Genomic DNA, 26,675 nt, shown 5'->3' with positions numbered 1-26,675 from the left:
AGTTAATGAATGAAAAGAAATCAGCGGCCTCAATTAAAAATGTTTTTGAAAAAATGGTTCCTGCCGTTTTATTTTTATTCGCAGCTGTTTCCGTGCTAACGACAATTGCCATTCTGTATACACTCATCACAGAAGCTGTCCATTTCTTCCAACGTGTATCGTTCACGGAGTTTTTTACGAGTACAAATCTTAAACCGTTAAGTCAAAACCCATCTTTTGGGTTGCTACCATTATTAAGCGGAACGCTCTTGTCCACGATTATTGCCATGGTTGTTGCAGGTCCCATCGGCTTGATGGCTGCTATCTATTTAAGTGAATATGCTAGTGATCGCGTCCGTAAATTGTTAAAACCGATGCTTGAACTGTTGGCTGGAATTCCGACAATTGTTTATGGTTTCTTTGCTTTTACTTTCGTCACTCCATTACTACGATCCATTTGGCCAGAAATCGAATTGACGAATATTCTAAGCCCTGGTCTCGTCATGGGAATCATGATTATTCCAATGGTTGCTTCGTTATCGGAAGACGCAATGAACTCTGTTCCGAATACAATGCGAGAAGGCGCTTATGGATTAGGCGCAACGAAGTTAGAAACGGCAATCAAAGTCGTCATCCCTGCAGCCATTTCCGGAATTGTTGCGTCATTTGTCTTGGCAATCTCAAGAGCGATTGGTGAAACGATGATTGTCACGATTGCGAGTGGTAGTACGAAAAATTTCTCTTTCGATGTTACAGAATCGATGCAAACGATGACTGCGTATATTGTTGAAGTCTCCAGTGGTGATGCCGCAGCCGGAACGACTGTTTATTACAGTATTTATGCTGTTGCTCTGACGCTATTTACGATGACATTTTTAATGAATTTACTCGCCAAAAAAATAGCCCGCCGTTTCAGGGAGGAATATTAAAATGCAATATATCGATCGTTTACAAGTAAGGAAGAGAATTAATTTTCGCCTAAGGCTTAACAGTATTCTCAAATATGTTTTTCTTGGAGCTACTCTCTCCGGCTTAGTCGTATTGGCAATTCTATTAATACGCACTGTTTCACAAGGCTTCGCTTGGATTGATTGGAACTTTATAACAGGGCATTTATCCATGGACCCTGAAAAAGCAGGAATTATGGGTGCAATTCTCGGAACGTTCTGGTTGATGCTTGTCGTTGTATTTTTCACACTGTTTCTCGGTATGGGTGCTGCCATTTACCTTGAGCTGTATGCGAAGAAAGGACGAATTCATTCCTTGATTCAAACAAACATTGCCAACCTTGCAGGTGTCCCATCCATTGTTTACGGGATTCTTGGGCTAACTGTATTTGTTCGCTTAATGGATTTCGGCAGTACGGTATTGGCTGGTGGCTTAACCTTATCTTTGCTCGTTTTACCAATTGTCATCGTCTCTTCTCAAGAAGCATTGCGTGCGGTCCCTCAAACACTTGGTGAAGCATCGTATGGATTAGGGGCAAGCAAATGGCAAACCATTAAAAGCATTATTTTACCAACAGCGTTGCCGAGTATTTTAACAGGTTCGATTCTCGCTTTATCTCGTGCAATCGGAGAAACAGCACCACTCGTCGTATTAGGTATTCCGGCATTACTGATTCCATTTCCAGGTGGATTTATGGACCGGTTCACAGCACTGCCGATGCAAATTTATTACTGGACATTGGATGCAGCGCTCGTTGAAGAATACGCGAATCTAGCTGCTGCTTCGATTATCATTTTGTTGTTGATGTTATTCATTCTAAATTCAATAGCGATTTACATTCGCAATAAATTCCAACATCGTTTTTAGAAAGGAGATCAATGTATGGCTGTTCAAACGCAATTATATGCTGTTCCAGCGATTGAAAAGAAAGAATCTAAGAATAAAAATGAAGTCGAAAAGGAATCGATTTTTGAAACAAAGTCTTTAAACTTATGGTACGGAGAAACGCAAGCTTTAAAAAATATTGATCTTAAGATACCTGAAAAGAGCATTACAGCGATTATCGGTCCGTCGGGCTGCGGAAAGTCAACGTTTATTAAAACATTAAATCGAATGGTTGAACTCATCCCCTCTGTTCAAACGAAAGGCGATATCCATTATAAAGGAAGCAATATTTTAAGTAAGGATTATTCAGCTGAAGCTTTGCGTACGGATGTTGGCATGGTATTCCAGAAACCAAACCCTTTCCCGAAATCCATTTATGATAATGTTGCCTATGGACCACGTATTCATGGAATCAAGAAGAAAAGTATCCTCGATGACATCGTCGAAAAAAGCCTTAAAGACGCATTCATTTGGGATGAAGTAAAAGATCGTTTAAAGGAAAATGCATTCGGTTTATCTGGAGGACAGCAACAACGATTATGTATCGCTCGCTGTCTTGCCATTGAACCTGAAGTCATTTTAATGGATGAACCTACATCTGCACTAGACCCAATTTCCACAACAAAGGTAGAAGAACTCATCCAATCATTAAAAAAACAATATAGCATCGTCATTGTCACACATAATATGCAGCAAGCAGCTCGAATTTCCGATCAAACGGCCTTCTTTTTAAATGGTGAAGTCGTCGAGTTCGGTAAAACCGAAGAGCTATTTACCGAACCTAAAGATTCCCGAACAATGGATTATATCAACGGCCGTTTTGGATAAATATGTCTTTCATTCGCTCATGAAGCATTTGCTTTATGGGCATTTTTGCATTTCAACGATTTGCCGAAATGAAAGGACGTTTTTTCAGTATCATCTAATTGTCAACATAAATCGAAACGTGTAAAATAAAATTATTCTTTACTTATGTAACAAACTTTAACGTTTGATCAGACTTCAAAAATGATACATTTATCTATCCATTCATCATTTTTCCCGTCTGTGGAATTTAGCTACACATACGAAGGGGGAAGAACGAAATGAAAAAAGTTCTTATTATGGCAGGATCTGATACAAGTGGTGGCGCAGGTATTCAAGCAGACCTTAAAACAATGGAAGAGTTAGGTGTGTATGGGATGACCGCACTGACTACAATGGTTGCGCAAAATCCAGAGAGCAATTGGGCACACGATGTCTATCCAATTGAAATTGACACCGTCAAAGCACAGCTTCGTACGATTTTAGACGGCATTGGTGTGGACTTAATGAAAACAGGGATGATCCCAACAACTGAATCCATCCAATTAGCTGCAGAGACGATTGACAAATATAACCTTGAAGCTGTAGTCGATCCCGTTTTAGCTTGTAAAGGTGTTGATGAGCCCGTTCATCCAGAGAACGCGATTGCATTACGAAAAATTCTTGTACCGAAAGCTGTTATTACAACACCGAACCTTTTCGAAGCTAGTCAGTTGACAGAAATGCCTTTATTGAGAACGGTTGACGAAATGAAAGAAGCAGCTAAGAAAATCCATGATCTCGGCGCGAAAAACGTCGTCATTAAGGGTGGATCAGATATCGATGAGAACAAAGCTGTTGATGTTTTCTACGACGGTAGTGAACTCACTGTTTTAGAGGGTGAGGTTATTCAGTCAGCTTATACACATGGCGCTGGCTGTACATTCGCCTCAGCTATCGCCGGTTCTTACGTTAACGGTAAATCTCCACGAGAAGCTGTTGAATTTGCAAAAGAATTTGTTTTCAATGCCATCAAAGGTGCAGAAAAGCTGAATGAGTATGTCGGCTCCGTTAAACAATATGCAAACCGCAAATAACACGACAAACTGCTCTTGAATGGAAGCATTCGAGGGCAGTTTTTTTATGAATAATTCCAATCAGAAAGAACCACCTTATAAATGTACTTTACACAAAGGAGGATTCTTTCATGCAACAGCAACAAAACCCGAACAGCCAAATGCAGAATTCGAGCAATTTAGCTGCAAACAAAAGTCATGGCGCCCATGAAATCATGGATGTTCACGAAACATTATCTACGTTAACTGGCACGCTTGAGCATTATAAAATGTACCAACCAAATATTCAATGTGAACAACTGCAAAGTATTTTATCTAGACAAACTCAGTATTTGAACCAACTGTATAACACGATGGTTAATACGTATCAATCTGGAACTCGTCCACAGCAACCAACAACGACATATAACTTTGAACTTTCAAATGACGTCACGTACGGATTAAGTCCTAGTCAACCGACACAACCGCAACAATCCCCACAATCATTGAATGAACAAAACTACTCAAGTTATATGATGGGTCATATTAAAGCATGTGCGACAGCTTGTACGACATCTGCATTGGAAGCAACAAATCCAGTTATGCGTCGCGTTTTGCAAGATAGTGTACCGAACTTATGTGAAATGGCTTATGAGCTATTTTTGTATCAAAACGATCGAAGCTTTTACCAAGTACCGCAGTTTGATGATCAATCGATGACTCAATTACTGAACAGTTTCACAGCTATCCCGAATCCGCAGCAGCATTAATTTTATAAGAAAAATTTTAATGTAAAAGACGAATATCTAAATAACAATAAAGTTAATGTATAGGAGCGGAATCAAAACACGTAGACGCCTGCGGGAACAGCACGTTACTCGAGACCCCGCAGGCCATGGTTTTGAGCCGAGGAGGCTCGAGTCGTGCCCGCGGCAAGCGAAGTGTTTTGATGGAGCGTTATCCAAATAGAAAACCCGAACGATTTACTTATATCTAAATTGTTCGGGTTTTTATTTTTACTTATAAACTTTTCCCAGCTTTTCTCTAGTTTTTCTCTTTAATTAATTCTTTTAATTCCCGAATTTCTTGTTTCAATTCAGCTATTTCATTACGAACATGCTCTTGGTCTGCTTCATCCTCTTCTTCTTTCTCCCATGCATCAATCTTTTCAAAATTATTGACGATGACACCGACAAATAGATTAAGGACGACAAAAGCGCCGACAAGAATAAAGACAACAAAATAGATCCATGCCCACGGCGTTATCTCCATAACTGGACGCATAACTCCACTTGCCCATGACTCCAATGTAATCATCTGAAATAATGTCAATGCTGTCAGTTGCAGATTTCCAAAGTACTCTGCACTGACATCTTGGAAGAGCATTGTACCGATTACACTAAAAATGTAAAATACGATGAATAACAGTAACATGATTGTTCCTAAAGAAGGTAAGGTCATCAATAAAGCATTCACTAATTTTCGTAATGACGGTATGACGGATATCGTACGGAAAACCCGCAGTACACGTAAAACTCGTAACACCGTAATAAATGGTGACCCGATAAAAATATAACTTGCAGCAACAATCAAAAAATCAAAGACGTTCCAATTATCTTTAAAGAAATTTAAGGTCTTCTCTTCTGCAATCATCTTCAAAATGATTTCAATCGTAAATAAAACTAAAACGATGATATCAAAAGTCAAAAACAACTCTCTATATTTTTCATATAAACTTCCGTACGTTTCAACGCCGACAAAGATAGCATTCAATAAAATAATGCCGATTACAATTGGTTGAAACAACGAATGTCCCACAATTTTTCTACTAAATGTTTGCAACAATTCCAATCCCCCACCTTTAATTATGCCTGCTTTATTTTATCATAAACAGCTTGTCATTTTGGAGAAAATATTTGTGTTAAATATGTACATTTGTAATGGCGGTTAAACGGTAAGCGGAATCGTTTGAACAGTCACGCGCCCTCTCAACGCTCACTAACACACTTTCATATAGTAACAACTAATTAAAATCCTCATATAGTTTTTTTCGACTAATCATGATAAAATACGTGGAATAAAGTAACGGATTCTTTCTAATTAGGGGTAACAGCATATGCCAAAACAGGTATGGATTTTAATTATCGCAACATCTATTAACGTCACAGGCGCATCATTCATCTGGCCGTTAAATACAATCTATATGCATAACGAGCTTGGCGAGTCGCTGACTTTTGCTGGGCTTATTTTGATGTTTAATCAAGGAGCTGCGATTGTTGGTAATTTAATCGGCGGAACGCTTTTTGATAAAATAGGAGGATATCGAACAATATTGAGTGGCGGAGCTTTAACGCTAATTTCCGCAATTGTGTTAACTCAATTCCATTCTCTTGTACCTTACTCGATTTTATTAATTACGATGGGATTAGGTTCAGGTGTAATCGTTCCTGCGATGTACGCTATGGCAACTTCGGTATGGCCTGAAGGTGGAAGAAGGTCATTTAATGCAATCTATGTGGCACAAAATGTCGGTGTCGCACTCGGAGCTTCACTTGGAGGTTTTGTTGCCTACTATTCCTTTTCGTATATTTTTTGGGCAAATGCTTCCCTTTTCATTTTGTTTTATTTGCTTGTGTATTTTACCTTTAAGCCAATGGAAAAAAAGGTCGATGCGAATGCTTATTCGACAGTCTTTAGTTCAGGGATGACGATTAAAAACAAAAAGTCTTTCTTGGCTCTTGGTTTTTTAAGTATCGGATTTTTCATCGCTTGGGTTGCCTATACACAATGGCAAACAACGATTGCTTCATATACTCAAGACTTAGGAATCCCAATTGATCGGTATAGTATTTTGTGGACAATTAATGGTGCCATGATTATCGCTGGCCAGCCATTGATGAAGATACTCACGCGTTGGATTACAAGTCCAAAAACGCAAATCGTCGTAGGAAATGCCATCTTCCTTAGTTCCTTTATTTATATTCTTAAAGCGGAGTCTTTTGCTGAATTCGCAACAGGCATGGTTATTCTTACATTTGGTGAAATGTTTGTTTGGCCTGCCGTCCCGACAATCGCAGGAAGCTTAGCGCCGAAAGGCAGAACAGGTTTTTACCAAGGAATTATCAATAGTGTTGCCACAGCAGGCCGGATGACTGGTCCCGCATTTGGCGGTTTAATTGTCGACCATTACTCCATTCATGTTCTGTTTATCATTTTGGCACTACTACTTCTGATACCGTTCCTTTCTATCTTTTTATTGTCATTAGCTGAAAAAAATCGAAACAGACAGCGATCCAGTAGGACAAATTGAATAACACAAAGAAAGCATTCCGACATCGATATAATCGACGTTGGAATGCTTTTTATACGGTCATATCTTTCACAGCTTGCTTTAATTTCTCAGCGGTCTCTCTGTCAGAACTCGTCCCTAATTGAAACGGTTGCTTGTATGACTCGTGGCCTTTTCCTGTTACTAGGACAATATCTCCTTCACCTGCAGCTTCGATGGCTTCTTTGATCGCAAGCGTTCGGTCTGGTATGATCTTACCTTGTGAATGGCCATACTTTTCATGGTAATCATACAACACTTGTATCATTTCTTCCTCAGTTTGTTCATTGAGGTCATCTAAAGTCAAGATATATTGGTCACTGTACATCGCAGAATTAATTAACATATCAGCTCGTTTCGATTCGTCACGATTCCCTCGAAATCCAAAAACATGAATGACTCGCTTGGCGACACATTCACGAGCGGCTTTCAGACAATAAATAATACCTTTTGTCGTATGAGCGTAATCGATGACGATTCGTTTATTTCCCGGGAAATGAATCGACTCAAATCGACCTGGTAATGAAGCAAAATGACGCAATACATCCATCGACTTTTCACGATTCAAGCCGAAGTACTCACAAACGAGCAAAGTCATAGCGGCATTTAATCGATTGTGTTCACCAGGCATCTTCAACTCAAACGGAATAGCTTTTTCGTTTGAAAATTGAATGGTCGACTGCTCGAAATCCAACAGAATGGATGCATCCGCTTCAGTGCTTATCGTTTTTAAATCATAAGATTGTTCCTTTAATCTCCGATATACGATTTCACCCCATGAATTGTCTCGATTCACGATTGCCAGACCGTTTTTCTTTAACTGTTTAAAAAGCTGATATTTTGTTTCAAAGTAGTCTTCCATCGTTGCGTGATAATCTAAGTGCTCTTTTTCCAAGTTCGTAAATATAGCCACATCAAAGATGACGCCTTTGACACGGTCTTGCTTTAACGCGTGCGATGATACTTCAACGATCATCACATCATCTTCACTTTTATGAAGTAGTTGGTGTAGCTTAAGTGGGTTCGGAGTTGTATTAATCGTTTTAAAGGCTTGTCCGTTAACAATGTTTTGAATTGTCCCTACTACGCCACACTGATAACCTTGAGCCTCCAATGCTGCCTTCAACATATAACTTGTCGTCGTTTTTCCATTTGTTCCTGTAATTCCAATGATCTGCTGTTTTTTATTAGCCGTATCGTAAAAGTTTTTCGCTATAATTCCTAAAACTGATTTAGACTGTTCTACAGATAAATAGACACTTTTCTCCAACGGTTCAGGCCGTTCACCAACAATCACTGACGCTCCATTTTCGATCGCTTCGTCAATATATTGATGCCCATCAATTTTCTCACCATTGACAGCGATAAACATAAATCCTTCTTGTACTTCACGTGAATCATCGGTAATCCCTAGGATATCTATGTGATCAATCGACTCATTGTATGGATTTTTATATGATATTCCATTAAGGATCTTTTCGATGTTCATGACTGCCTCCAAAATGACACGGTAATTTTGTATAGTTTACCCTCAATGGTTCGTTTTAAAAACTATTCTTAACGATTAAGTAAAAAGACCTTGTTCGCTTGTTAGTCGAATGTCCTATTCTAAAGAATTCGTGTCGTTTTATCAACAGTAATTAAAGATAGTAATTATTTATACATAGAAGAAATCACAAGATACATGGTGAAGGTAGAAGCCTCAAAAATCTTATTTTTGAACCCAGATAAATTCCATCTAATTGTTATCCTAAAAAAGATTACCGCATAAGTAGGTGAACATGGGCAATGACTAATATAAATTAATCAAAATAATTTTCGTAAAGCTCTTTGATTTTCTCATCAAACTTTTGCATAAACACCGAACGAGCTTCCCGATGATATTCCTTACCGTCTACAAATAGTAAAAGAACAGGCACCGTAAAAATATGAAATTTACTTGCCACTTCGGGAGCATCATCTGTACGAATCTCAGCCGTTTGGATTTTTGGATACTGATCCATTACTTTTTTGACTTGAGGCTTCAGACCATGACATACGCTACAGTTTTCTTGTGAAATGTACAAAAAAGCCACATCGCTTTCTTCTATGAACTGTTCTGCTTCTTCAACGGTTGCCAATCGCTCGAAATATTCCATCATAATCACTCCAATTTACATAACCATAATTTTACGCTCCAATTAGCAACTGCCCAGCAAGACTTGCTTACCGGGCAGCATAAATCACTCATATTATTATTTATCTGACTGCTCATATAATTCATCAAAATAATGTGCCATTTCAATATCCAAATCAGTAATGCCCTGCATTTCCCAAGATGAAATCTTAAGCGTCACCACTTTATAATCAATTGCAATATTCGGATGATGTTGCTTCCCCTCTGCATAAGCCGCTACTTTGCTGACAAACTCGACACCCAATAAATAGTTATCAAATTTGTAGCGGCGACGAATCCATTTTTCATCGATACGTTTCCACTTCGATAGCTTCTCGAGTTCTTGTTCAATCTTTTCTTCTGACAATAATTCCATAAATTTTCCCTCCTGATTTTTGTTTACCCTTCGATCAAGGAAGTTAATAACGAAAATGAAATGTTCATCAATAAAGGATTATTGATCGTTTTCTTCAATATATTGTTTCATCGCTTGTAATTGTTCTCCATCCTCTTTTTTGATCATCCTCGTGATTAACGGTTTATATAACTTGTTTTTAATTCCGGACGGCTTCAGCTTACCGATAAATTCTACCTTCGTTCCGTTATCCACTTCTGAGAAAAGGTACGTGTATTTCACGAATAATTGATGCTGCTGACTTTCAACCGTAAATCTTTTGTTTGGTTCAAATTCAGTCACTTTCAAAATATTTTCCACTTTGAATCCACGAATATTTCTTGTTTCTTTAATTCCAGTATTCAATGCAACCGGTCCGTCTGTTATGACTTCGATATCTTCAATGTGACTCATTTTTTCCGTATATCGATAGTTTAATGCTACATCAAAAACTTGCTCGATTGGTGCTTCAATAACTGTTTCTAATTGAATCGCCATTTAAGCTCCTCCCCATCCCCATGTCTACTTTACATCATTATATCATTTACCAAATGATGACTCAGCTTAAAAGCAATCTTCAAAAAAACGTCCCAACCTCTAGTAAGGTTAGGACAAATCGAAAAAGGGAGTAATATACAAACCAATATTTAGGTAATTAGCGTTATTCATACGAGCTGTTTAGCAACCTGTTGCTTAATTTCCTCCAATTTAACTGGGTGGCTGAAGTAAAAGCCTTGAAATATCTTACACCCGTAATTTCGGATGATTTCATAGTGTTCCTTCGTTTCGATCCCTTCAGCCAATAGCTTTAAGTTTAAGTCTTCTGCGAGCTGTATAATTGTTTTACAAATTCGTTGATCGACTGGATTGTCGATGACATCTCGCACAAAGGAACGATCAAGCTTAATCATATCAACGGATAGATACTTCAAATAATTCAATGAAGAGTATGATGTTCCAAAATCATCAATCGATATTTGTACACCTAGCTGTTTAATTTGATCGATTGTTTTGGATACATGACCAATTTGTTGCATTAAAGCCGTTTCAGTAATCTCCAATGCCAAAAGTTCACCAGGAAAATTTGTTTTCATTAAAATGTTCTTTAGCTTTTTTGAAAAGTCTAATTGTGTAATATGAATGGCTGAAATATTTACAGACAAGACGAAATCTTGGTTATATCTCTCCTTTAACTGTTGAATATCCATACAAGCTTGCTCAACGACGAGGTCATCGATTAAATCGATGATATGATGGTCTTCTGCAAACTCGATAAATTCATTTGGTGGAAGGATCCCTTTTTGTGGATGATCCCATCGAGCTAATGCTTCAAAACCATAGATTTGGTTCGTATCCATCTGATATAGAGGTTGATAGAATGGCTTGATTTCTTTATTTTCAATAGCTTTCAGAAGCTCACACTTAAATTCTTCATCAGCTTGCGATACTGGCTCTTTAATTTTATCGATCCACGGAAAGTCAACTCGCATTAGTTCGGACTGTATATAATTTGTAATTAACAATGTTAATAGCGAACGGAAGGATTTGACGATTTCTACTTCACGATTGGTAGGTGAATGAGATTGCTTCGAAAAAATAGTAAATACAGCAAGCACTTCATTATCGCGGTAGTCGAAGATCGGTATAGATCTACAAGAGCTCAACTTAAGTAAATCAGGAATATCACTGAAAACATCCCCACGTAAGTCATTCGAAATGTTTTCTGTAAATGTGACTTTGCCTGTCCGAATGGACGTAGCACTGGAGCCTATTCCTTTATCAATTAACATTCCGAAAAATGCCTTCTTGAATTCTTCAGTTAATCCATTGGAGATACATTCTTGAATAAATTCTTTCTTTTCATCGACAATCATGATTGCACTGTATGTGCCAGTCAGTTTACGGTCAAAGTATTTTAATATGTGATGTAGGGCGTCTTCGTAGGAGTCTGATTGATTCATCGCTTCTTCAATATAACGATATCCTTCCAAGAATTCTTCTGGTGAAATCTTTAATCGATTCTTCACTTGTTGGTGAACCATAAAAGAATCCTCCCTCGCTATGAATTAGTAGTAGATGACCATTTTTCGTTTTTAGTTAAACAGTGTATAATATATTTATGTAAAAATGAAAATTCAGTTTTTTTAAAAAAGAGGGCTACCAAAATTGCGGGGTAGCCCGATATGGATGGTTGTATCTTTTGTAGATCTGCAACTAACAATTAGTCAAGCGAACCGAGATCTTTGTTCCCATTTCCAATTCCTTGAATGGAAACAAATGCTTCTTCAGACGTATTTTCTTGGCTGACGTCAAAGCCATAAAGACTAGAGACAATAAGAACAACAGCAACAAGGCTCAAAAACTTTTTCAATCGAGACCCTCCTTTGTTAGTTGATTTAAATTAAATCTATCATACTATCAAATTAGGTGGATTTGCGATTTAACCCGATTTGAGCCGAATAAGAGGTGATTTTCTTTCATTTTCTACGTTTTTCTCAAAAAGTATAAACATCGGAATATTTTCAGGAAAATTTTGTAAGGGAGTGCGGGAATTTTGATAGATAATCGAGAGGATATCGGATCCAAAATCTATGATTTACGAAGATACTTTCATATGACACAGAAGGAGTTATGTGACGGTATATGTACACAAGCATATATTAGTAAAATTGAAAACGGTTCTCTTGCTATTGCAGCGGATATTTTATTCAAGATTGCCGAACGGCTCGGTGTGGATGTGAATTACTTTTATGATACAACTTTTCCGGAACGTATGGATTACTCGCTTGAAGTAGAAATCCAAGCAAGGGAAATGGTCATACAAGATAATTATATTGGACTGAAAGCATTAATTGAAAAAGAAGAAAAAACTCCTTTATATGAAAATAGACGATTTAAACAATTCATCTTATGGCATAAAGCTCTGTGTAAAAGGTATGTTGATAAAGACTTGGAAGCATCGCTAGATTTACTTAATGAAGCTTTATTTCTATTCAACACGAACCAAAAGGTCAAGTCCGAACGAGAAATTGAAATTTTAATCAATAAAGCAAATATATTAGTAGACTTTAAACAATATAAGCAAGCAATTGACCTTTATGAAGATCTGCTTTTCTCTGTTAAAAAACTACCAATCATTCGTAATCATAATATTGAAATTATGATTCGATATAATCTGGCTCGTTGTAACCTAATGATCTCAAATTACGAAAAAACGATCGATCACGCGAAAAAAGGGCTAACTTCTTGTAGAAATAATCGATCTTTATATGGAATGGGCCATTTATATTTTATTATTGGAAGAGCATATGAAGAAATTGAGCAAACCGTTCAAGCACTTGAATTCTTTCGAAAAGCAAAGCAAGTTTTTGAGCTAACTGAAGAAAACCATTATTATCAAAAAGCTTTATTCAATTTGAACGAGTTGCAAAATTTACATAAACAAGTTTAATATACCACAAATCGTTGTTGTTGTTTATAATTATTTTTACTTTTTCTAAAACTTTTTAGCTGTATAAATAGAAATCGAACCCTGGCTCGTATAAGAGTCAGGGTTCTATTGTTTATTATGGTAGGTTTTATCCCTTATTCGCAAACGTATCAGGCATAACCGCAGCTACAACTTCTCCTTTTACAACTACTTCATCATTTGCATATACGTTCGTCGTCACTTTGAATTTTTTCGGATGAATCTCTTCAATGTCGCCAACCGCTTTCAACGGAACGCCTTGAGGTGTAGGTTTTAAATAGTCTACATGCAATGAGGCAGTCACAAAGCGTGGTGCTGGTTCGCCATCGCCTGGCTCATGACCATTCTTCCTATGTAAAAAAAGAGCTGCTGACCCAGTTCCATGGCAATCGACCAAGGAAGCAATTAATCCACCATAGACAAACCCAGGAATCGCTGTATGTTTTGGTTCAGGCTGATAAATTGTTATTGACTGATCACCTTTCCATCCTGTTCGAAATAAATGCCCATCCTTATTTTGATGACCACAACCATAGCAATGAGCAAAATCATTTGGATAGTCATCTTGAATCGCATACTTTACTTCTTCCATCATCTCACCTCTAAATTGTATTCTCTTCTACAATGAATAGGTTTCTCGGTTGGTGTGAAGAATTCCTTCTTTATATTAAATGAAAAAAGGACATTCAATAAATGAACTTCAAATGCCCACCAAATTTCTATTGAATTGGATTGCCAATTTGTTCAACCTGTACGATTGTGTCGGTCAATGTTTCTGTCACGCTGATCATATACTCACTTTCTTAAACCACTAATTGATGAATAGCCTTTACTTGATTGTTATTGTATTCATATACTTCAGCCAATTCTGTTGCAATACTTTGTTGTATGATTTCAATTTCTGCTTCTTCGTGGGAAATCGATTGAACAGACAGATCCAAAATCTCATAATCCATGTCGTAGTTATTAAGCAAGCCTTATACATTCGTCTGACCTTCGTCCGTTCGAACTGACTCTACGAGAGTAGCCGTTTAGGCTTCGAAATTTTCTTCTTCAGCATAACGAAAATTTTCCATTAGGGTTTTCTCGACTAACTTTTTTAACTCTTGTGCTGAAGAATCTGTACTAATTTAATCAGTTACTTCATTAGCAGATTCTTCTTTCTATTCAGATGCAACGAATTTTTTATATTACCATAACTTTCTTGAAAACTTTATACGTTTATTGAAAACGAAAAGCCACCCGATGAACCGAGTGGCTATCAATCATCTTATTCAATAAATTGTTTATCGACTAATCCTGATAAATCAGGCTGTTCATCCAAGAAACCTAAGTCGTAAGAAGAGTTTGCGAACTCCTGCAACACTTCTGCGTCAACTTCATAGGTGAAATCAATTCTTTCCCAAGCTCGATCGATGACCTCTGAGGAAAGTTCTTGATCGGTAATGTCTTTGATTTTTTCAATCGCGATTGTCTTGGCCTCATCTGGATTGTTTTGAATAAATTCTGTTGCGTTCTTGTGTGCGTCAACGATATTTTGAACCAGCTCGGGATCATTTTCAATCAACTCATTAGAAGTAACAAATACAGCAGCCGGTAGCGTTTCCCCATAAGCAACTTCCGGTGTATCAATCAACACTTCCCCTGTTCCTTCTTCTTCAATAAAGGATGCCCATGGCTCTGGAACCGTCGCGACATCGACATTTCCTGTCGCAAACATATTGGAGTAAGTCGCTGGTTTACCTGTAACGTGTTTGATTTCACCATTCACACGATCGGTTGTCATGCCAAAGTCTTCTTTCATTTGCGTTTCGAATTGAACATCATGTGTGCAACCTACACGTGGTGAAATGAAGTTTTTTCCGGCAAGATCTTCAGGTGACTCAATGCCTGCATCTTTTCTTGCCATAATGACCGTTCCACCAGCCGAACCTGCTGCGACAACACTTACTTCAGCACCACTTGTGTAGTGGTTCATTGCAGGACCGGGTCCGACAATACCTGCTTCAATATCTCCGGTTTCAAGCGCTGTCATGAACGCTGAACCATCCGGGAAATACTGATAGTTAACAGTTGTGCCGTCTGGTAATGACTCTGAATATAGTTCTTTTTCCTCTGCAACCATGCCTGCAACGTGATTAATATTTGGAAAGTAACCGATAGTTACTTCTTCACTATTTGAACCTTCTTCCGCATTGGAACTACCGCAAGCTGCCATGAACGCACCTAACAATACGACCATTGCGAATAAGATTATTTTTTTCATAAGATGACTCTCCTTTTTATGATTTTAATAAGCCCCAACGTTTGAGAACATTTTTCTCTAATTTCGAAAATACTAACTGATCGACGACGGCCCCAATCGTACCGATGATAATGATGATGCCAATGACTTGATCCATCCGGGCAAAATCCGAGGCAAATTGTAGGGAATACCCCAGTCCTGGACCATTGCTCAATAATTCCCCTGCCATCAACGCTCTCCAGCTGAAGGCCCAAGCAAGTCGGACACCGGTCATGTAATACGGGATACTCGCAGGAATCTCAACCCGATAAAACAACTCTGCTCCACTCGTGCCCATTGTTCGGGCAGCTTTCACCAATTGCGGTGGAACGTTTTGAATCGCCGACCGGACATTCAAAGCCATAACGAATGTACCACCTAGTACGACAACAAAGATGACGGCGAACTCTGTAAAGCCAAATAACATCAGGGACAAAGGTACCCAAACGATACTTGGAATACTTTGAAGAGCAATTAAGTACATTCCAGCCGTTTCATCCGCTTGACGAGATTTTCCGAGAATAACTCCTAGAATTGTCCCGAAAAGCAAGGCGAGCGACAAACCAATCAGCAGATGTTTAAAACTTGCTCCGAGTGCTACGAGTAAACTCCCACTTGCAAAACCGTCAAATAAAGCTTGCATTACTTTCACCGGACCAGGCAAAACAACTTCCGGGAAAATATTCATTGATACAACCAACTGCCAAATCCCAACAACGACAACGAGAAACAGTGTCCGTTTAATTGCTAGCTTCATAGTCTATTTCTTCCTTTAATACTTTATCGATTTCTACTTTCAGTAAGTCCATGACTTGGGTTTCTAACTCAACGACATCCGGGTTATTCCGCTTCCTTGGTCTAGGCAAATCGACGTTGATATCGGCAATGATGCGACCTGGCCGGATGCCCATGACAATAACGCGATCGGAAAGCTTAATGGCTTCATGTATACTATGGGTCACGAACAGAATCGTTTTATTCGTTTCTTGCCAGATCTTTGTCAATTCATCTTGCATCAAATCTCGCGTTTGTTCATCCAACGCGCCAAATGGTTCATCCATCAGCAACACTTTTGGATCCATTGACAATGCTCTGGCAATCGCAACGCGCTGTTGCATTCCACCCGACAATTCATAGGTATAATGATCCGTGAACTTACTTAAATGAACCATCTTCAAAAAGTGCTTGACGCGATCTTCCGCTTCGTTCTTTGGCAATTGTTTCTTAATCGGATAAAGGACATTATTCTTCACATTCAACCAAGGAAACAATGAAGGTTCCTGAAAAACCATCCCTCTGTCGGAACCTGGTTTGCTGATTTCTTCCCCTTCCAACAAGATGGTGCCATCCGTGATTTTCTCTAAGCCTGCGATCATCGAAAGCAAGGTGGACTTTCCACAACCCGAAGGACCTAGAATGGAAACAAACTGATTCTCCTCGATAGATAAATCAATATCGGAAAAGACTTCAAAACGTCCTTGTTGATCTTCATAACTTTTACCTACTTGCTTTAATTCCAAAAACATATATCCACCATTCCTTATTAATCCGATAAACTTACTATGTTTTTATTGCAATAATAGATTATACAGTGGTAACTGAAAGTGTGTCAATTATTTGTTTAGGTTTCATGAAAATATTCTTTTACCTAAGATAATAGTTGATTTATCAGGACACTCATTGCCTGACTGTTTAATCGAGAAAAATACGATTTTTGGCAAAATAAAAAGCACTCTTTTTAAGATAAGTAGTTCAATTAAAGGTACAAATTCCAATTTTGTATTCCAGAACTGAACTACTTGTTTTTAAGAGTAGCTATTTTATGGTCGTCAACAGAATGAATCTTTCGGTTTTGGAACGGATAGCCCGAACAATGGCCGTAAATATAGCGCGACAAAGGTTCCTGCAAGTGCAAGTAATCCCCAAACATAACCATGCACACTGAACGATGCGATGCCACCGAAATAAGCACCGATATTACATCCAAATGCAAGACGTGCACCATATCCCATTAATAGTCCACCGATGATTGATGCTGCAACATTTCCTTTCGTCAGCTTGGAAAACTTAAATAATCCACCCGCGGCTGATGCGAGAAAAGCACCTAAAATGACACCAAGATTCAAAACGGTCGTTGAATCTGTAAAAATGCTGGACTGTAAAACTTCCGCATTTGCTCCTTGCCAATATCCCCAGCTAGCAACGTCAAAGCCAAAAATTTGTGCAGTTTTAGATCCCCATAATGCAAATGCTGATGTGATTCCCCATGGTTGGCCTCTTGTCATTAATGTTAGAGCATTTAAAACCGCTAAGCCGATTGCAGCTGCGAATAGCGGCCAAGAACCACGGAAGATCCGTTTCCAACCAGCAGTCTTTGGCAATGGAGCCATACGTGGTGGTTGTTTTTTTCTTTCAATGACTAACGTAATCCATGCAATGAATCCAAATAGCGCTAATGAAACAATCCATGCACCACCATAGCCTAAACCTGTCGAAGTCGCCAGTGAGATTGGCTCAAAAGATGGTGTTTCATCCGTCCAAAACGGCAAATGATACGCACCGATTGTTGATCCTACGATGAAAAAAAGCAAAGTAAACAACATGACTGTGCGTCCTCCACCAACCGCATAGAGCGTACCAGAGGCACAACCTCCTCCTAACTGCATGCCAATCCCAAATAAAAATGCCCCTAAAATGACACTGACACCAACAGGGGCCACATAGCCAGATGCTCCTGTTCCAAAGAAAGAGACGCCAAACGCGAGAATTGGTGCAAATAACGTGACAGCGACCGCAAGCATAACCATATGAGCTCGAACGGCTTGCCCGTTCCCTACTGATGCTAAGCGGCGAAAAGCTGATGTAAAACCAAAACGTGCATGAAACAGCGTATATCCGAGTAATAAACCGAGAATTAATAAAATTGGTTGCATCGCAACTTGTGTGAACAGTAAATACACCATCAGTATTGCTGTTACAACCAAACCAGCTACAATCAAAGGAGTTTGTGGCCGATTCAACTGCTTATCTTCTCTTTTTATTGGATCTAAAGCCTCGTTAACGGGCTGTACTTTTGTTTCCATTTTAATCCCTCCATTTCCGATTGATTTAATCGGGTTTAACATAATATCTATCATATTCTCCTGACGACTTTTTGTCAATGAAAATTTACCAAAACAAAAAAACCGAGCATTTATCTCGGTTTTAAAACGGATCTATATTTTTTATAAATTATTGTTTAGACTTATTCTTCTCTAAATAATCTATAATTCCTTGCGCACAAACTTTCAAATCAACTTCTAACAATTGATAAACAGGGTGATCATCACTCACTTTACGATCAACTAAATGGGAAGCAGCAGATTCGATCAGTAATTCATAGAGCCGCTCGGCTTTTTCTGACGATGATTGTTCTTCATCTTCTTGCTCGACCTTTCTTCCCCGGTCCATAAAAATAGGTAAAAAATAATTGATTTGGCGATAAACATTTTCGGGGTCTTCTGACACGCCATAATGGCCAAAAAAGATTCTTGAAACACCTAAACCTTTGATCCGTTGCATCGACTGAATCATTGAGTCAGGGTTAAATTGATTTGGCGAAGTAGATGGCAAAATAAACTCGTGTTCATCCGCTATTTGGGCATAACGGACACCGATCGTATCTCCTGTAAACATACCGTTACTAACGGAATCATGTATAGAAAAGTGATGCTTTGCATGGCCTGGTGTATCGTAAAAAGTTAACACTCGATCTTCACTTAGTCGAAGTTGTTCACTGTCTTTCATTGTAATGATTCGATCTTCTGGAACAGGTTTAATGGGATCAAATAATCGATCGAATTGGTCACCGTAAACCGCTCGTGCTCCTTGAATCAATTTCGTCGGATTAGCGATATGCCTAGCACCACGTGGATGAACGACGACCGTTGCATTCGGACAGTGCTCAAGTAAAACACCGACTCCTCCAGCATGGTCCAAATGAATATGTGTCACAATAATATATTGGATTTCTTCTGGCTGAATTTCCAACTGTTCCAAACCGTTTAATAAGTGAGGGATCGATGGACTTGCACTCGTTTCGATAATCGACGGTTGCTCTTCATGCAGAATATAACTCCCCGTTCTTTCTGGAACAAACAAGTCATGTAAATCAACCATTGAAATCTTGTCACCCAAGTCTGTGATGATCGACATTTTATCGCTCCTTTTTTTAAATGATTTTCACACCCTAATGACTATATTCAACAAAAACTGCAAAAACCCTTTAAAATGACTTTTCATTGAATAATGCTACAGCCTACCCACTTTTTTATAATCAGACTAAAAAACTAACAAGCACATTTGCCTATTGAATGAATACCTTATGGGTGAAGACTAAAGGAGGGATTTATGATGAGTCATAAAGATGCTTATCAGCCAAAGAAACAGCCAGAAGGGATGTATGGAAATTATAATAATCAAGGGATGATGTATGGACATCAAGGTAATCCAAGTATGGTTCAAGGACAGCAATATATGGGCCCTGGAATGGATTGCAATCAACAAATGATGCCTGCGCAACATGGTAGTATGCCGAAACAAATGGATGAAAAACAACATAAGAAATATATGTATGACCACTGCAACAAGCACAAACTCCATTTCATGCACGCACAATTAAAAGATGGTTCAATGGTCGAAGGTATTTTAGATGAATATGATGAAGATGGTGTCACGCTAATTATTCCTTGTGGTGATGAAATGAGAGGTTCAGCCGAAGAGCCGTTTGATGCTACTCGACAGAATTATGGACACGGTGGATATGGAGGCTATGGACCTGGTTACGGTCATGGCGGTTACGGTGGTTATGGACCTGGTTACGGACACGGTGGATATGGAGGCTATTATCCAAGAAGATTCCGCCGATTCCGTCGTCGTCGATATCCATTCATTAATATTTTCCGATTGTTCACTCCATTTTTCTATTAATTACAAGCAAAAACCGCATAGCTATGATAGCCATGCGGTTCATTCTACATATTACAAGAGTCGTCATCACAAAATTCGGTTTTGGAACCGAGTACTTGAATTTTTGATTCTTGGTTTTCTTCCTCATGTACCTTTTGTAATACTTCCAAGAATGTCTCACTTGGTTGTGCTCCAGACACACCATACTTGTCGTTAAATACGAAAAACGGAACTCCTTGTGCCCCGATTTGTGAGGCGGTCTGTTGTTCTGCAATCACTGTATCTTTAAACCGATTGCTTTCCAAAACTTGTAACGATTCTTCTTTATCAAGATCCACATCTCCTGCGAGCTCCAGTAAAACATCTTGATCATTAATATTCTTTCCCTCAGTAAAGTAAGCTTTTAGCGTACGATTAACGAATGCTTCCATCTTCCCTTGCTCTTTTGCATAATGGCTCAAACGATGAGCATTTTCCGTATTAGCTGGACGAGCTCGATCTAAATTGAACTCCAAACCTACTTCTTTTGCTTGTTCGCTAATCGAGGCATTCATCTCTCTCGCTTTATCAACCGACATTTGGTATTTTTTAGCCAATGCTTCATCAAGGCTCAAATCGGTTTCTTTCGGGCTGTTCGGATCTAATTGAAAGCTTCGATAAGATACTTTTACATCCGATTGACCAGAAAACTTTTCCAACGCTGTTTCAAAACGCACTTTTCCTATATAACAAAAAGGACAGACCATATCTGAATAAATATCAACTCTCATATTTATACCTCCGTCTTCACTTACATTCAATCATTTCTCTAAACATTATTTAAGAAATCCCTTTAAAAATCAACCATTTGAACTTATCGGGCCACATGCATTTCATTCGAAAAACAACATTCTGTAATGAGACACGCACCTATTTCTCACGTAAACGACTTTAACGAAAGGTATGAGAAAATACCTGATCCTCTCGCGTTTAGTTTACTTCCAATGAAGGAATGCTTATGTATATAATGTTTTTCAAGAGGTGATTTTTTATGGATACAGAAAAACATGTGCAGCATATTGTTCATTGGTTACAAGAATATAAAGACCAAGCTGGTGCAAAAGGTGGTGTCGTTGGCCTAAGTGGAGGACTGGACTCCACTGTTGTCGCTTACCTCATGAAACGTGCTTTCGGCGACAACGCTCTAGGTGTGTTATTACCGATTCACAATTCTGTTGAGGCAGAAAAAGACGCACTACTCGTCGCGAGGGAATCACAAATTAATCATATTGGTATTGAACTGACGGATACTTTTAAAGAAGGTTTCGGTCAAATTGAAAAAGCACTTGGTGACCAGTGGAATAAAGATTCCGCTCAATTGGTCGGCGCAAATTTCCAAGCGAGATTACGTATGTCAACTTTATATGCCATTGCTCAAAATAATCAATATCTAGTCATCGGTACCGGAAACTCTTCTGAGCTCTTTACCGGTTATTTCACGAAATATGGTGACGAAGGTGTCGATGTCAATCCACTCGTTAATTACAGAAAAGAACAAGTGAAAGAAATGGCAAAATACTTGGGTGTACCTGATCGTATCCTAGATAAAGCTCCAAGCGCAGATTTATGGGAAGGACAGACGGATGAAAAGGAAATGGGCATTTCCTATGCTGCCATTGATAAATATCTTCGTGGTGAGGAAATTCCACCCGAAGATGAAAAAACACTTATGAGGCTACACAAATCTTCAGAGCATAAACGCTATCTGCCACCTGGGCCACCTAAACTAGACGCGTAAGCTTGAAGGAGAGTTCCTATGAAAGACAACACAGCATTGATTTTAATTGATATGATCAATAAAATGGATTTTGAAGGTGGTGAGGATCTACTTGAAAACACGAAACCGATTGTAGATTCCATCATCAATTTAAAAAGGCAGGCTAAAGAGTCAGGTTTACCTGTCATTTATGTAAATGATAATTTTGGTTTATGGCAAGAAAGCGTTGAAAATGTCATTGAAGTATGCAGAAATGAACGTGGACGAGAAGTCGTTGAGCAAGTTCTTCCCGATAAAGATGACTTTTTCATCATCAAACCGAAACACAGCGGCTTTTATAGTACCCAACTCGATATTTTGCTCAGCCATTTAGGCGTTAAGAACTTAATTTTGACAGGGATTGCTGGAGATATTTGCGTACTGTTTACAGCAGATGATGCTTACATGCGCGAATATAATTTATGGGTACCAAGTGATTGTACAGCTTCAGAAACCGAAAAAAACAACGATAACGCTCTCCGGTTGATGAAACGATCAATGTTCGCGAATATACAACCGACTTCGGAAACGAATATTGAAAATGCCTTTCAGCAAACAAAACAATAATCTAAGGCCTCCTCTGAACGTTCAGAGGAGGTTTTTTCATATGAAAAAACGAATTCAGTAGGATTTGATTAAATTACTCTTATAATAACATTAATTTATTCGTTGGAAATTCCCTAAATATTTATTATCTTTGATACAATATATATATATAGACATATCATTCATTACATGAAGTGAATTAGAAATGTTATTGAGGGAGGGAAAGCATATGAATGAAGTATTAAGTGTAAAAGGGCTTGGCAAGTCGTTTAAGAACACTCGTGTCGTGAAGAATATCGACTTTGACGTACATAAAGGCGAAATCATGGCGGTTCTTGGACCAAACGGAGCCGGGAAATCCACCACAATTCGTAGTATTATGGGAATTCTATTGCCTGATGAAGGAAGCGTTACCTTCCATAATCATGATCAAGATGGGGTGCCGAGGCATAAAATCGGCTATTTACCCGAAGAACGTGGTCTTTACAAGAAGGTGAAAGTCATGGATATCCTTCTTTATTTTGCGGAGTTGAAGGACTATCCGCTGGACCGGGCCAAAGAACGTGCACTTGAGTATTTGAAAAAATTTGATCTTGAAGGGAAAGAGAATGTTTCTGTCGATGAACTTTCCAAAGGGATGGGACAAAAAGTTCAGTTCATTGGATCTGTTATTCATGAACCGGAGCTATTAATTTTAGATGAACCGTTCTCCGGGTTGGATCCTGTTAGCCAAGAAGTATTTAAGCAAGAAATTAAAGACCTTGCCAAAAAAGGAACCGCCATTTTACTAAGTTCTCATCAAATGAACTTAGTAGAAGAAATGTGCGATCGTCTGTTTTTAATTCACCGCGGTCAAAAGGTCGTTTACGGTTCTATGGACGAAGTGAAGGAACAGTATGCCAACTTCAAATGTACAATTCATGGAGATAATGATCGCTCTATGCTAGAAAAAATCGATCAAGTTGAGCGAGTTGAACAGAAAGATGATATTTCCATCTTATACTTATCTTCTGATGTTGTAGTTAGCGATTGGATTAAACAATTACCGAGCAATTTAGATATTCAAGAGTTATCTGTCGACCGTATTTCGCTTCATGAGATATTTGTTGACATCGCGACAGATCGAAGTTTAGCACAGGAAGCAGGTGTCGTTGATGCGAAATAGTTGGAAAGTCGCCAAGTGGGAAATCAAAAGAAACCTTAAAAGTAAATCTTTTTTAATATCATTATTTTTAACACCAATCATTTTTGCGATTTTCGCAACCGTGCCAACATTGCTCAGTGACTCAGGCGAAGATCAAGATAGTCAACCGGCACAGACAACCGTCTATTTGAATGACGAGGTTGGCATATGGGACCAATTGGAACCGATGGTCAGTAAAAGCGATGACCTTCATTGGGATGTCGAATTAACTGATCAATCATCCGATGAAATGACTACTACTCTTGAAGAAGAAACACGGGCTGTTTATATACACCTTGGTGAGTCTGCTTTAGAGAGTGGAACAGTGGATTATTATACATCTGAAGAAGTTCCAGACAGCTTTCAATATGAAGTGCAGCTATTTGAGCAACCTCTTCGTTATGTTCAGCTTGAACGAACAGGTCTAGACGAATCAGAGATCCAATCAGCCATGACTCCCATATCTTTCAATCAAAATGAGGTAAAAATGGAAGCGGAGAATGACGTTGAGGATGAACAAGCACAAGGGGTGGAAGCCTTTTTAGAAAAATTTATTCCAGGTGTCTTTGCTGGACTTGTCCTCTTCTCCATCGCCATTACCGGTATGATGGTTTTCCAAAGCGCTTCAGAGGAAAAGAAAGAGAAAGTTGCGGAAATTATTTTATCTTCGGTAACAGCTGGCGAGTTGATGCAAGGTAAAATTATCGGTTATTTCGTTTTAGGAATTTTACAAGTGACGGTTTGGATCGGCATGGCGCTGCCAGTTGCGCTCGCTTTAGTCGATTATCCGATTATCAAGTACTTACTTGTTCCTGAAACATTGTTATTCCTACTTATCGCTGTATTAGGTTACTTGATGTTTGCATCGATATTTGTAGGTTTGGGCGCAACATTAGAAGACTCATCCAGTGGAAGCAACTTCCAAGGATTTGTTTTCATGATTCCTTGGCTGCCATTCATTTTCTTGGGACCAGTCATTTCAAATCCAGAGAGTACATTATCTCAAGTTTTATCTTATGTACCCTTTACATCACCAGGAATCATGATCCTTCGATTATCCATCTTGGACGAATGGCCATGGGTGCAAATCTTTATCAGCCTTGCCATCTTAATCGTATCAATTTGGTTACTGATGAAGTTAGCTGGTAAGATCTTTAGAATTGGTATCTTAATTTACGGTAAAAACGCAACCTTACCTGAAATTTGGAAATGGCTACGTTCATAACTTAATAATTCATTCATTTTTCGAGCAGCTGAAAATGAGCTGCTCGTTTTTATTTTTCGATAAACGAGAGCTTCAAATTTCTTTCTTTAGCCTTTTGTAGGTGCTACGATTAATCTAGATATAACGTGGAATAACTTGGTGGGAAAACCAATATAATCACTTTAGCGTAAAGGAGCGATTATAAATGCCGCAAGGAAAACATAATGTTGACATAAATGTTTCCATCGAAGAGGTTTGGGATTTTGTCAGTTCTATAAATAATTGGGCACCACTTGTACCTGGTTACATTCATCACGAAATCATTAGCGATACCGAGTCTACATGGGAATTTAAAGGTGATCTTGGTTTCATGAAAAAGACAGTAAAATTGAAGGTTGATATCACTGAGTGGAGAGAGCCAACCCTCGTTACTTTCAACTTAACAGGGATATCAGATAACTTTAAGGGACATGGTTATTTCGAAGCGACAAAAACAAGTGATGCGTCTACACAAGTGACCGGGATGTTAAATATAACAGCCGGCGGTGTCAGAGGGCCGATGATCAACCGTGTTTTGAGAAACTTTGTTCCAGCAACTGCAGTGGATCTGACAGATGCTGTCGCTAATGAAATTGTAAAAGTTAAAAAGAACTAAAGAGCGGGCATAATTATTATCTATAGCCTGTCGAGACATTTTAACAGTATCTATGTTCACTGGTAGTAATCATAAAAAAACTGAGCTGAATACAATCAGCTCAGTTTTTCTTTATATTTATCGATGCCCTAATTTCATATCTAGATTTTGAGGTGCTTGATCTATTGGAAGTGTTGCATCGGTATCATTTCTGCGATTTCTCACTTGTGTCACCAAGCTGTCCACCGCGTACAACACGAATAATGTGGAAAATACTGAGAGCGATACAATGATTAATGATGTCGTCATTATCATCAAACCCCTTTCTCCCTTAAACTTTATATATTTTTGTTTCTATTTATATCATACCAAATTTGGGCATTATTACAACCTTATTGCTCACATACGTATCATTTGTTCCATTTTCGTCAACATTCTGCCATATACTCCGAACTCACTTTTGCTTTAATGTTTAAAAGTAATGCATTGTAAAATTATCTATATTGCCGTTTAAAAAAGTTAATAATGGGTAATTTATAAATATAGCGATTAACACCTTTTATAGGAGGCTAATGCATGAATGTAATTCGCGCACAAGAAATTTCCGATCTACCGGATATGAAGCATGTGGAATATAACGGAGAACGTGTCTATATCAAACACGTCGATGAAGAAAACCAAACAGCCGTCATCAACTATTTAGAAGATGTTGATAAAGATGTCGAGGTAAAAGTACAAGACTTAGAAGAAAAAAAATCATAATGTTATGATCTCTCCCCCTTGAGTTCATATAAAAAAATCTGGGCCTAAATGGGCCCAGATTTTTATTGTTCTTTTGGTGAGACGCCTTCTCGATGACAAATTCATTCGTTTTCTATCTAATATAGGTGTTGAAGTGCACTCTCAATAACATTTCCTTTCTATTTTCAACTCATTTGCGTATCGAGACGCGCTCTCGATGACATTTCCCACCTCTGCTTAACTCATTTGCGTGTCGAGACGTGCTCTCGATGACATTTCCCACCTCTTCTTAACCCATTCGTGTGTCGAGAAATAGACAATTTCAAGTTCAAGCCGTATTTTGCA

The 26,675-nt window shown here is 38.5% G+C and carries 30 protein-coding genes; 14 read left to right on the top strand and 16 right to left on the bottom strand.

The annotated features are described in order from the left end of the window. Nucleotides 1–5 precede the first annotated feature (5 nt). The 5 genes from pstC (at nucleotide 6) to FPQ13_RS08145 (ending at nucleotide 4,420) form a co-directional block, all read left to right on the top strand. Entirely contained in the window at nucleotides 6–908 is a 903-nt protein-coding gene (gene pstC, locus FPQ13_RS08165; RefSeq protein ID WP_377863176.1) for a phosphate ABC transporter permease subunit PstC, read from the top strand. Between the two features lies 1 nt (nucleotide 909). Further along, on the top strand, nucleotides 910–1,794 hold the full coding sequence (gene pstA, locus FPQ13_RS08160) for a phosphate ABC transporter permease PstA (protein WP_186279604.1): 885 nt from the start codon (nucleotides 910–912) through the stop codon (nucleotides 1,792–1,794). Between the two features lie 15 nt (nucleotides 1,795–1,809). Further along, nucleotides 1,810–2,640 (top strand): phosphate ABC transporter ATP-binding protein PstB, encoded by an 831-nt coding sequence (gene pstB / locus FPQ13_RS08155; RefSeq protein WP_144088855.1) that lies wholly within the window; start codon nucleotides 1,810–1,812, stop codon nucleotides 2,638–2,640. 257 nt (nucleotides 2,641–2,897) lie between these two features. After that, entirely contained in the window at nucleotides 2,898–3,692 is a 795-nt protein-coding gene (gene thiD / locus FPQ13_RS08150) for a bifunctional hydroxymethylpyrimidine kinase/phosphomethylpyrimidine kinase (protein WP_144088854.1), read from the top strand. A gap of 110 nt (nucleotides 3,693–3,802) precedes the next feature. Continuing rightward, complete coding sequence (locus FPQ13_RS08145) at nucleotides 3,803–4,420, top strand: spore coat protein (protein WP_144088853.1); 618 nt, start codon at nucleotides 3,803–3,805, stop codon at nucleotides 4,418–4,420. Nucleotides 4,421–4,694: 274 nt separating this feature from the next. On the opposite strand, the gene FPQ13_RS08140 is transcribed toward FPQ13_RS08145, so the two are convergent. Beyond that, on the bottom strand, nucleotides 4,695–5,495 hold the full coding sequence (locus tag FPQ13_RS08140; protein ID WP_342778582.1) for an ion transporter: 801 nt from the start codon (nucleotides 5,493–5,495) through the stop codon (nucleotides 4,695–4,697). A gap of 271 nt (nucleotides 5,496–5,766) precedes the next feature. Between FPQ13_RS08140 and FPQ13_RS08135 the strand changes: the two genes are divergently transcribed. Beyond that, entirely contained in the window at nucleotides 5,767–6,960 is a 1,194-nt protein-coding gene (locus tag FPQ13_RS08135; RefSeq protein ID WP_144088851.1) for an MDR family MFS transporter, read from the top strand. A 52-nt stretch (nucleotides 6,961–7,012) separates the two neighbouring features. Here FPQ13_RS08135 and FPQ13_RS08130 read toward each other — a convergent pair whose 3' ends face one another. The 6 genes from FPQ13_RS08130 to FPQ13_RS13470 form a co-directional block, all read right to left on the bottom strand. Continuing rightward, nucleotides 7,013–8,467, bottom strand: coding sequence for a UDP-N-acetylmuramoyl-L-alanyl-D-glutamate--2,6-diaminopimelate ligase (locus tag FPQ13_RS08130; protein ID WP_144088850.1), 1,455 nt, complete (start codon nucleotides 8,465–8,467; stop codon nucleotides 7,013–7,015). 313 nt (nucleotides 8,468–8,780) lie between these two features. Further along, a complete protein-coding gene (locus FPQ13_RS08125; RefSeq protein ID WP_144088849.1) occupies nucleotides 8,781–9,116 on the bottom strand; it encodes a thioredoxin family protein in 336 nt (111 codons plus the stop codon). A 96-nt stretch (nucleotides 9,117–9,212) separates the two neighbouring features. Beyond that, nucleotides 9,213–9,509 (bottom strand): 4a-hydroxytetrahydrobiopterin dehydratase, encoded by a 297-nt coding sequence (locus FPQ13_RS08120; RefSeq protein ID WP_144088848.1) that lies wholly within the window; start codon nucleotides 9,507–9,509, stop codon nucleotides 9,213–9,215. 78 nt (nucleotides 9,510–9,587) lie between these two features. Continuing rightward, nucleotides 9,588–10,025 (bottom strand): SRPBCC family protein, encoded by a 438-nt coding sequence (locus FPQ13_RS08115; protein ID WP_144088847.1) that lies wholly within the window; start codon nucleotides 10,023–10,025, stop codon nucleotides 9,588–9,590. Nucleotides 10,026–10,192: 167 nt separating this feature from the next. Then, entirely contained in the window at nucleotides 10,193–11,569 is a 1,377-nt protein-coding gene (locus tag FPQ13_RS08110; protein ID WP_144088846.1) for a sensor domain-containing phosphodiesterase, read from the bottom strand. A gap of 179 nt (nucleotides 11,570–11,748) precedes the next feature. Next, nucleotides 11,749–11,898 (bottom strand): hypothetical protein, encoded by a 150-nt coding sequence (locus FPQ13_RS13470; protein WP_186279603.1) that lies wholly within the window; start codon nucleotides 11,896–11,898, stop codon nucleotides 11,749–11,751. Nucleotides 11,899–12,081: 183 nt separating this feature from the next. Here FPQ13_RS13470 and FPQ13_RS08105 point away from each other — a divergent pair, with 183 nt between their 5' ends. After that, nucleotides 12,082–12,978, top strand: a complete 897-nt coding sequence (locus FPQ13_RS08105; RefSeq protein WP_144088845.1) for a helix-turn-helix domain-containing protein — start codon at nucleotides 12,082–12,084, stop codon at nucleotides 12,976–12,978. A 127-nt stretch (nucleotides 12,979–13,105) separates the two neighbouring features. Here the strand turns inward: FPQ13_RS08105 and FPQ13_RS08100 are convergent, their stop codons facing one another. The 7 genes from FPQ13_RS08100 to FPQ13_RS08075 all read right to left on the bottom strand — a co-directional run bounded on the left by FPQ13_RS08100 (nucleotide 13,106) and on the right by FPQ13_RS08075 (nucleotide 19,474). Next, nucleotides 13,106–13,591: a PaaI family thioesterase gene (locus FPQ13_RS08100; RefSeq protein WP_144088844.1), complete on the bottom strand. Its 486-nt coding sequence runs from the start codon at nucleotides 13,589–13,591 to the stop codon at nucleotides 13,106–13,108. A 208-nt stretch (nucleotides 13,592–13,799) separates the two neighbouring features. After that, entirely contained in the window at nucleotides 13,800–13,970 is a 171-nt protein-coding gene (locus tag FPQ13_RS13465; protein WP_186279602.1) for a hypothetical protein, read from the bottom strand. A 296-nt stretch (nucleotides 13,971–14,266) separates the two neighbouring features. Then, nucleotides 14,267–15,262, bottom strand: coding sequence for an ABC transporter substrate-binding protein (locus FPQ13_RS08095; protein ID WP_144088843.1), 996 nt, complete (start codon nucleotides 15,260–15,262; stop codon nucleotides 14,267–14,269). 16 nt (nucleotides 15,263–15,278) lie between these two features. After that, the gene (locus FPQ13_RS08090; RefSeq protein WP_144088842.1) at nucleotides 15,279–16,037 is read right to left on the bottom strand and encodes an ABC transporter permease; all 759 of its coding nucleotides are present in this window, start codon (nucleotides 16,035–16,037) and stop codon (nucleotides 15,279–15,281) included. Then, the gene (locus FPQ13_RS08085) at nucleotides 16,021–16,806 is read right to left on the bottom strand and encodes an ABC transporter ATP-binding protein (RefSeq protein WP_144088841.1); all 786 of its coding nucleotides are present in this window, start codon (nucleotides 16,804–16,806) and stop codon (nucleotides 16,021–16,023) included. Before FPQ13_RS08085 ends, FPQ13_RS08090 begins: the two co-directional genes overlap by 17 nt. Nucleotides 16,807–17,109: 303 nt before the next feature. Continuing rightward, nucleotides 17,110–18,363 (bottom strand): YeeE/YedE family protein, encoded by a 1,254-nt coding sequence (locus FPQ13_RS08080; protein ID WP_144088840.1) that lies wholly within the window; start codon nucleotides 18,361–18,363, stop codon nucleotides 17,110–17,112. A 148-nt stretch (nucleotides 18,364–18,511) separates the two neighbouring features. Then, nucleotides 18,512–19,474, bottom strand: a complete 963-nt coding sequence (locus FPQ13_RS08075; protein ID WP_144088839.1) for an MBL fold metallo-hydrolase — start codon at nucleotides 19,472–19,474, stop codon at nucleotides 18,512–18,514. 198 nt (nucleotides 19,475–19,672) lie between these two features. Between FPQ13_RS08075 and FPQ13_RS08070 the strand changes: the two genes are divergently transcribed. Beyond that, nucleotides 19,673–20,248, top strand: a complete 576-nt coding sequence (locus tag FPQ13_RS08070) for a hypothetical protein (protein ID WP_144088838.1) — start codon at nucleotides 19,673–19,675, stop codon at nucleotides 20,246–20,248. Between the two features lie 44 nt (nucleotides 20,249–20,292). On the opposite strand, the gene FPQ13_RS08065 is transcribed toward FPQ13_RS08070, so the two are convergent. Then, nucleotides 20,293–20,997: a DsbA family oxidoreductase gene (locus FPQ13_RS08065; RefSeq protein ID WP_144088837.1), complete on the bottom strand. Its 705-nt coding sequence runs from the start codon at nucleotides 20,995–20,997 to the stop codon at nucleotides 20,293–20,295. A 260-nt stretch (nucleotides 20,998–21,257) separates the two neighbouring features. Here FPQ13_RS08065 and nadE point away from each other — a divergent pair, with 260 nt between their 5' ends. From nadE to FPQ13_RS08040, 5 genes are all read left to right on the top strand, one after another. Continuing rightward, complete coding sequence (nadE, locus tag FPQ13_RS08060) at nucleotides 21,258–22,004, top strand: NAD(+) synthase (protein WP_144088836.1); 747 nt, start codon at nucleotides 21,258–21,260, stop codon at nucleotides 22,002–22,004. Nucleotides 22,005–22,022: 18 nt separating this feature from the next. Then, entirely contained in the window at nucleotides 22,023–22,589 is a 567-nt protein-coding gene (locus FPQ13_RS08055; protein WP_144088835.1) for a cysteine hydrolase family protein, read from the top strand. 208 nt (nucleotides 22,590–22,797) lie between these two features. Further along, nucleotides 22,798–23,733: an ABC transporter ATP-binding protein gene (locus FPQ13_RS08050; RefSeq protein ID WP_144088834.1), complete on the top strand. Its 936-nt coding sequence runs from the start codon at nucleotides 22,798–22,800 to the stop codon at nucleotides 23,731–23,733. Continuing rightward, a complete protein-coding gene (locus tag FPQ13_RS08045) occupies nucleotides 23,723–24,976 on the top strand; it encodes an ABC transporter permease (protein WP_144088833.1) in 1,254 nt (417 codons plus the stop codon). The genes FPQ13_RS08050 and FPQ13_RS08045 overlap by 11 nt, the downstream gene beginning before the upstream one ends. 184 nt (nucleotides 24,977–25,160) lie before the next feature. Beyond that, on the top strand, nucleotides 25,161–25,610 hold the full coding sequence (locus FPQ13_RS08040; RefSeq protein ID WP_144088832.1) for an SRPBCC family protein: 450 nt from the start codon (nucleotides 25,161–25,163) through the stop codon (nucleotides 25,608–25,610). A gap of 117 nt (nucleotides 25,611–25,727) precedes the next feature. Here FPQ13_RS08040 and FPQ13_RS13460 read toward each other — a convergent pair whose 3' ends face one another. Then, the gene (locus tag FPQ13_RS13460; RefSeq protein WP_186279601.1) at nucleotides 25,728–25,898 is read right to left on the bottom strand and encodes a hypothetical protein; all 171 of its coding nucleotides are present in this window, start codon (nucleotides 25,896–25,898) and stop codon (nucleotides 25,728–25,730) included. Nucleotides 25,899–26,165: 267 nt separating this feature from the next. Here FPQ13_RS13460 and FPQ13_RS08035 point away from each other — a divergent pair, with 267 nt between their 5' ends. Continuing rightward, complete coding sequence (locus FPQ13_RS08035; RefSeq protein ID WP_144088831.1) at nucleotides 26,166–26,351, top strand: H-type small acid-soluble spore protein; 186 nt, start codon at nucleotides 26,166–26,168, stop codon at nucleotides 26,349–26,351. Nucleotides 26,352–26,675: the final 324 nt, after the last annotated feature.

It is taken from the genome of Allobacillus salarius, from assembly GCF_007559425.1.
GTDB classification, from domain to species: domain Bacteria; phylum Bacillota; class Bacilli; order Bacillales; family Alkalibacillaceae; genus Allobacillus; species Allobacillus salarius.
The sequence above is the reverse complement of the archived record's forward strand: the minus strand, read 5'-3'. Positions and strand labels throughout refer to the sequence as shown.

What these genes read in the sequence shown, in the direction of transcription:
- pstC (WP_377863176.1), top strand. Translation starts at nt 6, where the DNA reads ATGAATGAAAAGAAATCAGCGGCCTCAATTAAAAATGTTTTTGAAAAA.
- pstA (WP_186279604.1), top strand. Translation starts at nt 910, where the DNA reads ATGCAATATATCGATCGTTTACAAGTAAGGAAGAGAATTAATTTTCGC.
- pstB (WP_144088855.1), top strand. Translation starts at nt 1,810, where the DNA reads ATGGCTGTTCAAACGCAATTATATGCTGTTCCAGCGATTGAAAAGAAA.
- thiD (WP_144088854.1), top strand. Translation starts at nt 2,898, where the DNA reads ATGAAAAAAGTTCTTATTATGGCAGGATCTGATACAAGTGGTGGCGCA.
- FPQ13_RS08145 (WP_144088853.1), top strand. Translation starts at nt 3,803, where the DNA reads ATGCAACAGCAACAAAACCCGAACAGCCAAATGCAGAATTCGAGCAAT.
- FPQ13_RS08135 (WP_144088851.1), top strand. Translation starts at nt 5,767, where the DNA reads ATGCCAAAACAGGTATGGATTTTAATTATCGCAACATCTATTAACGTC.
- FPQ13_RS08130 (WP_144088850.1), bottom strand. Translation starts at nt 8,467, where the DNA reads ATGAACATCGAAAAGATCCTTAATGGAATATCATATAAAAATCCATAC.
- FPQ13_RS08125 (WP_144088849.1), bottom strand. Translation starts at nt 9,116, where the DNA reads ATGGAATATTTCGAGCGATTGGCAACCGTTGAAGAAGCAGAACAGTTC.
- FPQ13_RS08120 (WP_144088848.1), bottom strand. Translation starts at nt 9,509, where the DNA reads ATGGAATTATTGTCAGAAGAAAAGATTGAACAAGAACTCGAGAAGCTA.
- FPQ13_RS08115 (WP_144088847.1), bottom strand. Translation starts at nt 10,025, where the DNA reads ATGGCGATTCAATTAGAAACAGTTATTGAAGCACCAATCGAGCAAGTT.
- FPQ13_RS08110 (WP_144088846.1), bottom strand. Translation starts at nt 11,569, where the DNA reads ATGGTTCACCAACAAGTGAAGAATCGATTAAAGATTTCACCAGAAGAA.
- FPQ13_RS08100 (WP_144088844.1), bottom strand. Translation starts at nt 13,591, where the DNA reads ATGATGGAAGAAGTAAAGTATGCGATTCAAGATGACTATCCAAATGAT.
- FPQ13_RS08095 (WP_144088843.1), bottom strand. Translation starts at nt 15,262, where the DNA reads ATGAAAAAAATAATCTTATTCGCAATGGTCGTATTGTTAGGTGCGTTC.
- FPQ13_RS08090 (WP_144088842.1), bottom strand. Translation starts at nt 16,037, where the DNA reads ATGAAGCTAGCAATTAAACGGACACTGTTTCTCGTTGTCGTTGTTGGG.
- FPQ13_RS08085 (WP_144088841.1), bottom strand. Translation starts at nt 16,806, where the DNA reads ATGTTTTTGGAATTAAAGCAAGTAGGTAAAAGTTATGAAGATCAACAA.
- FPQ13_RS08080 (WP_144088840.1), bottom strand. Translation starts at nt 18,363, where the DNA reads ATGGAAACAAAAGTACAGCCCGTTAACGAGGCTTTAGATCCAATAAAA.
- FPQ13_RS08075 (WP_144088839.1), bottom strand. Translation starts at nt 19,474, where the DNA reads ATGTCGATCATCACAGACTTGGGTGACAAGATTTCAATGGTTGATTTA.
- FPQ13_RS08070 (WP_144088838.1), top strand. Translation starts at nt 19,673, where the DNA reads ATGAGTCATAAAGATGCTTATCAGCCAAAGAAACAGCCAGAAGGGATG.
- FPQ13_RS08065 (WP_144088837.1), bottom strand. Translation starts at nt 20,997, where the DNA reads ATGAGAGTTGATATTTATTCAGATATGGTCTGTCCTTTTTGTTATATA.
- nadE (WP_144088836.1), top strand. Translation starts at nt 21,258, where the DNA reads ATGGATACAGAAAAACATGTGCAGCATATTGTTCATTGGTTACAAGAA.
- FPQ13_RS08055 (WP_144088835.1), top strand. Translation starts at nt 22,023, where the DNA reads ATGAAAGACAACACAGCATTGATTTTAATTGATATGATCAATAAAATG.
- FPQ13_RS08050 (WP_144088834.1), top strand. Translation starts at nt 22,798, where the DNA reads ATGAATGAAGTATTAAGTGTAAAAGGGCTTGGCAAGTCGTTTAAGAAC.
- FPQ13_RS08045 (WP_144088833.1), top strand. Translation starts at nt 23,723, where the DNA reads ATGCGAAATAGTTGGAAAGTCGCCAAGTGGGAAATCAAAAGAAACCTT.
- FPQ13_RS08040 (WP_144088832.1), top strand. Translation starts at nt 25,161, where the DNA reads ATGCCGCAAGGAAAACATAATGTTGACATAAATGTTTCCATCGAAGAG.
- FPQ13_RS13460 (WP_186279601.1), bottom strand. Translation starts at nt 25,898, where the DNA reads ATGACGACATCATTAATCATTGTATCGCTCTCAGTATTTTCCACATTA.
- FPQ13_RS08035 (WP_144088831.1), top strand. Translation starts at nt 26,166, where the DNA reads ATGAATGTAATTCGCGCACAAGAAATTTCCGATCTACCGGATATGAAG.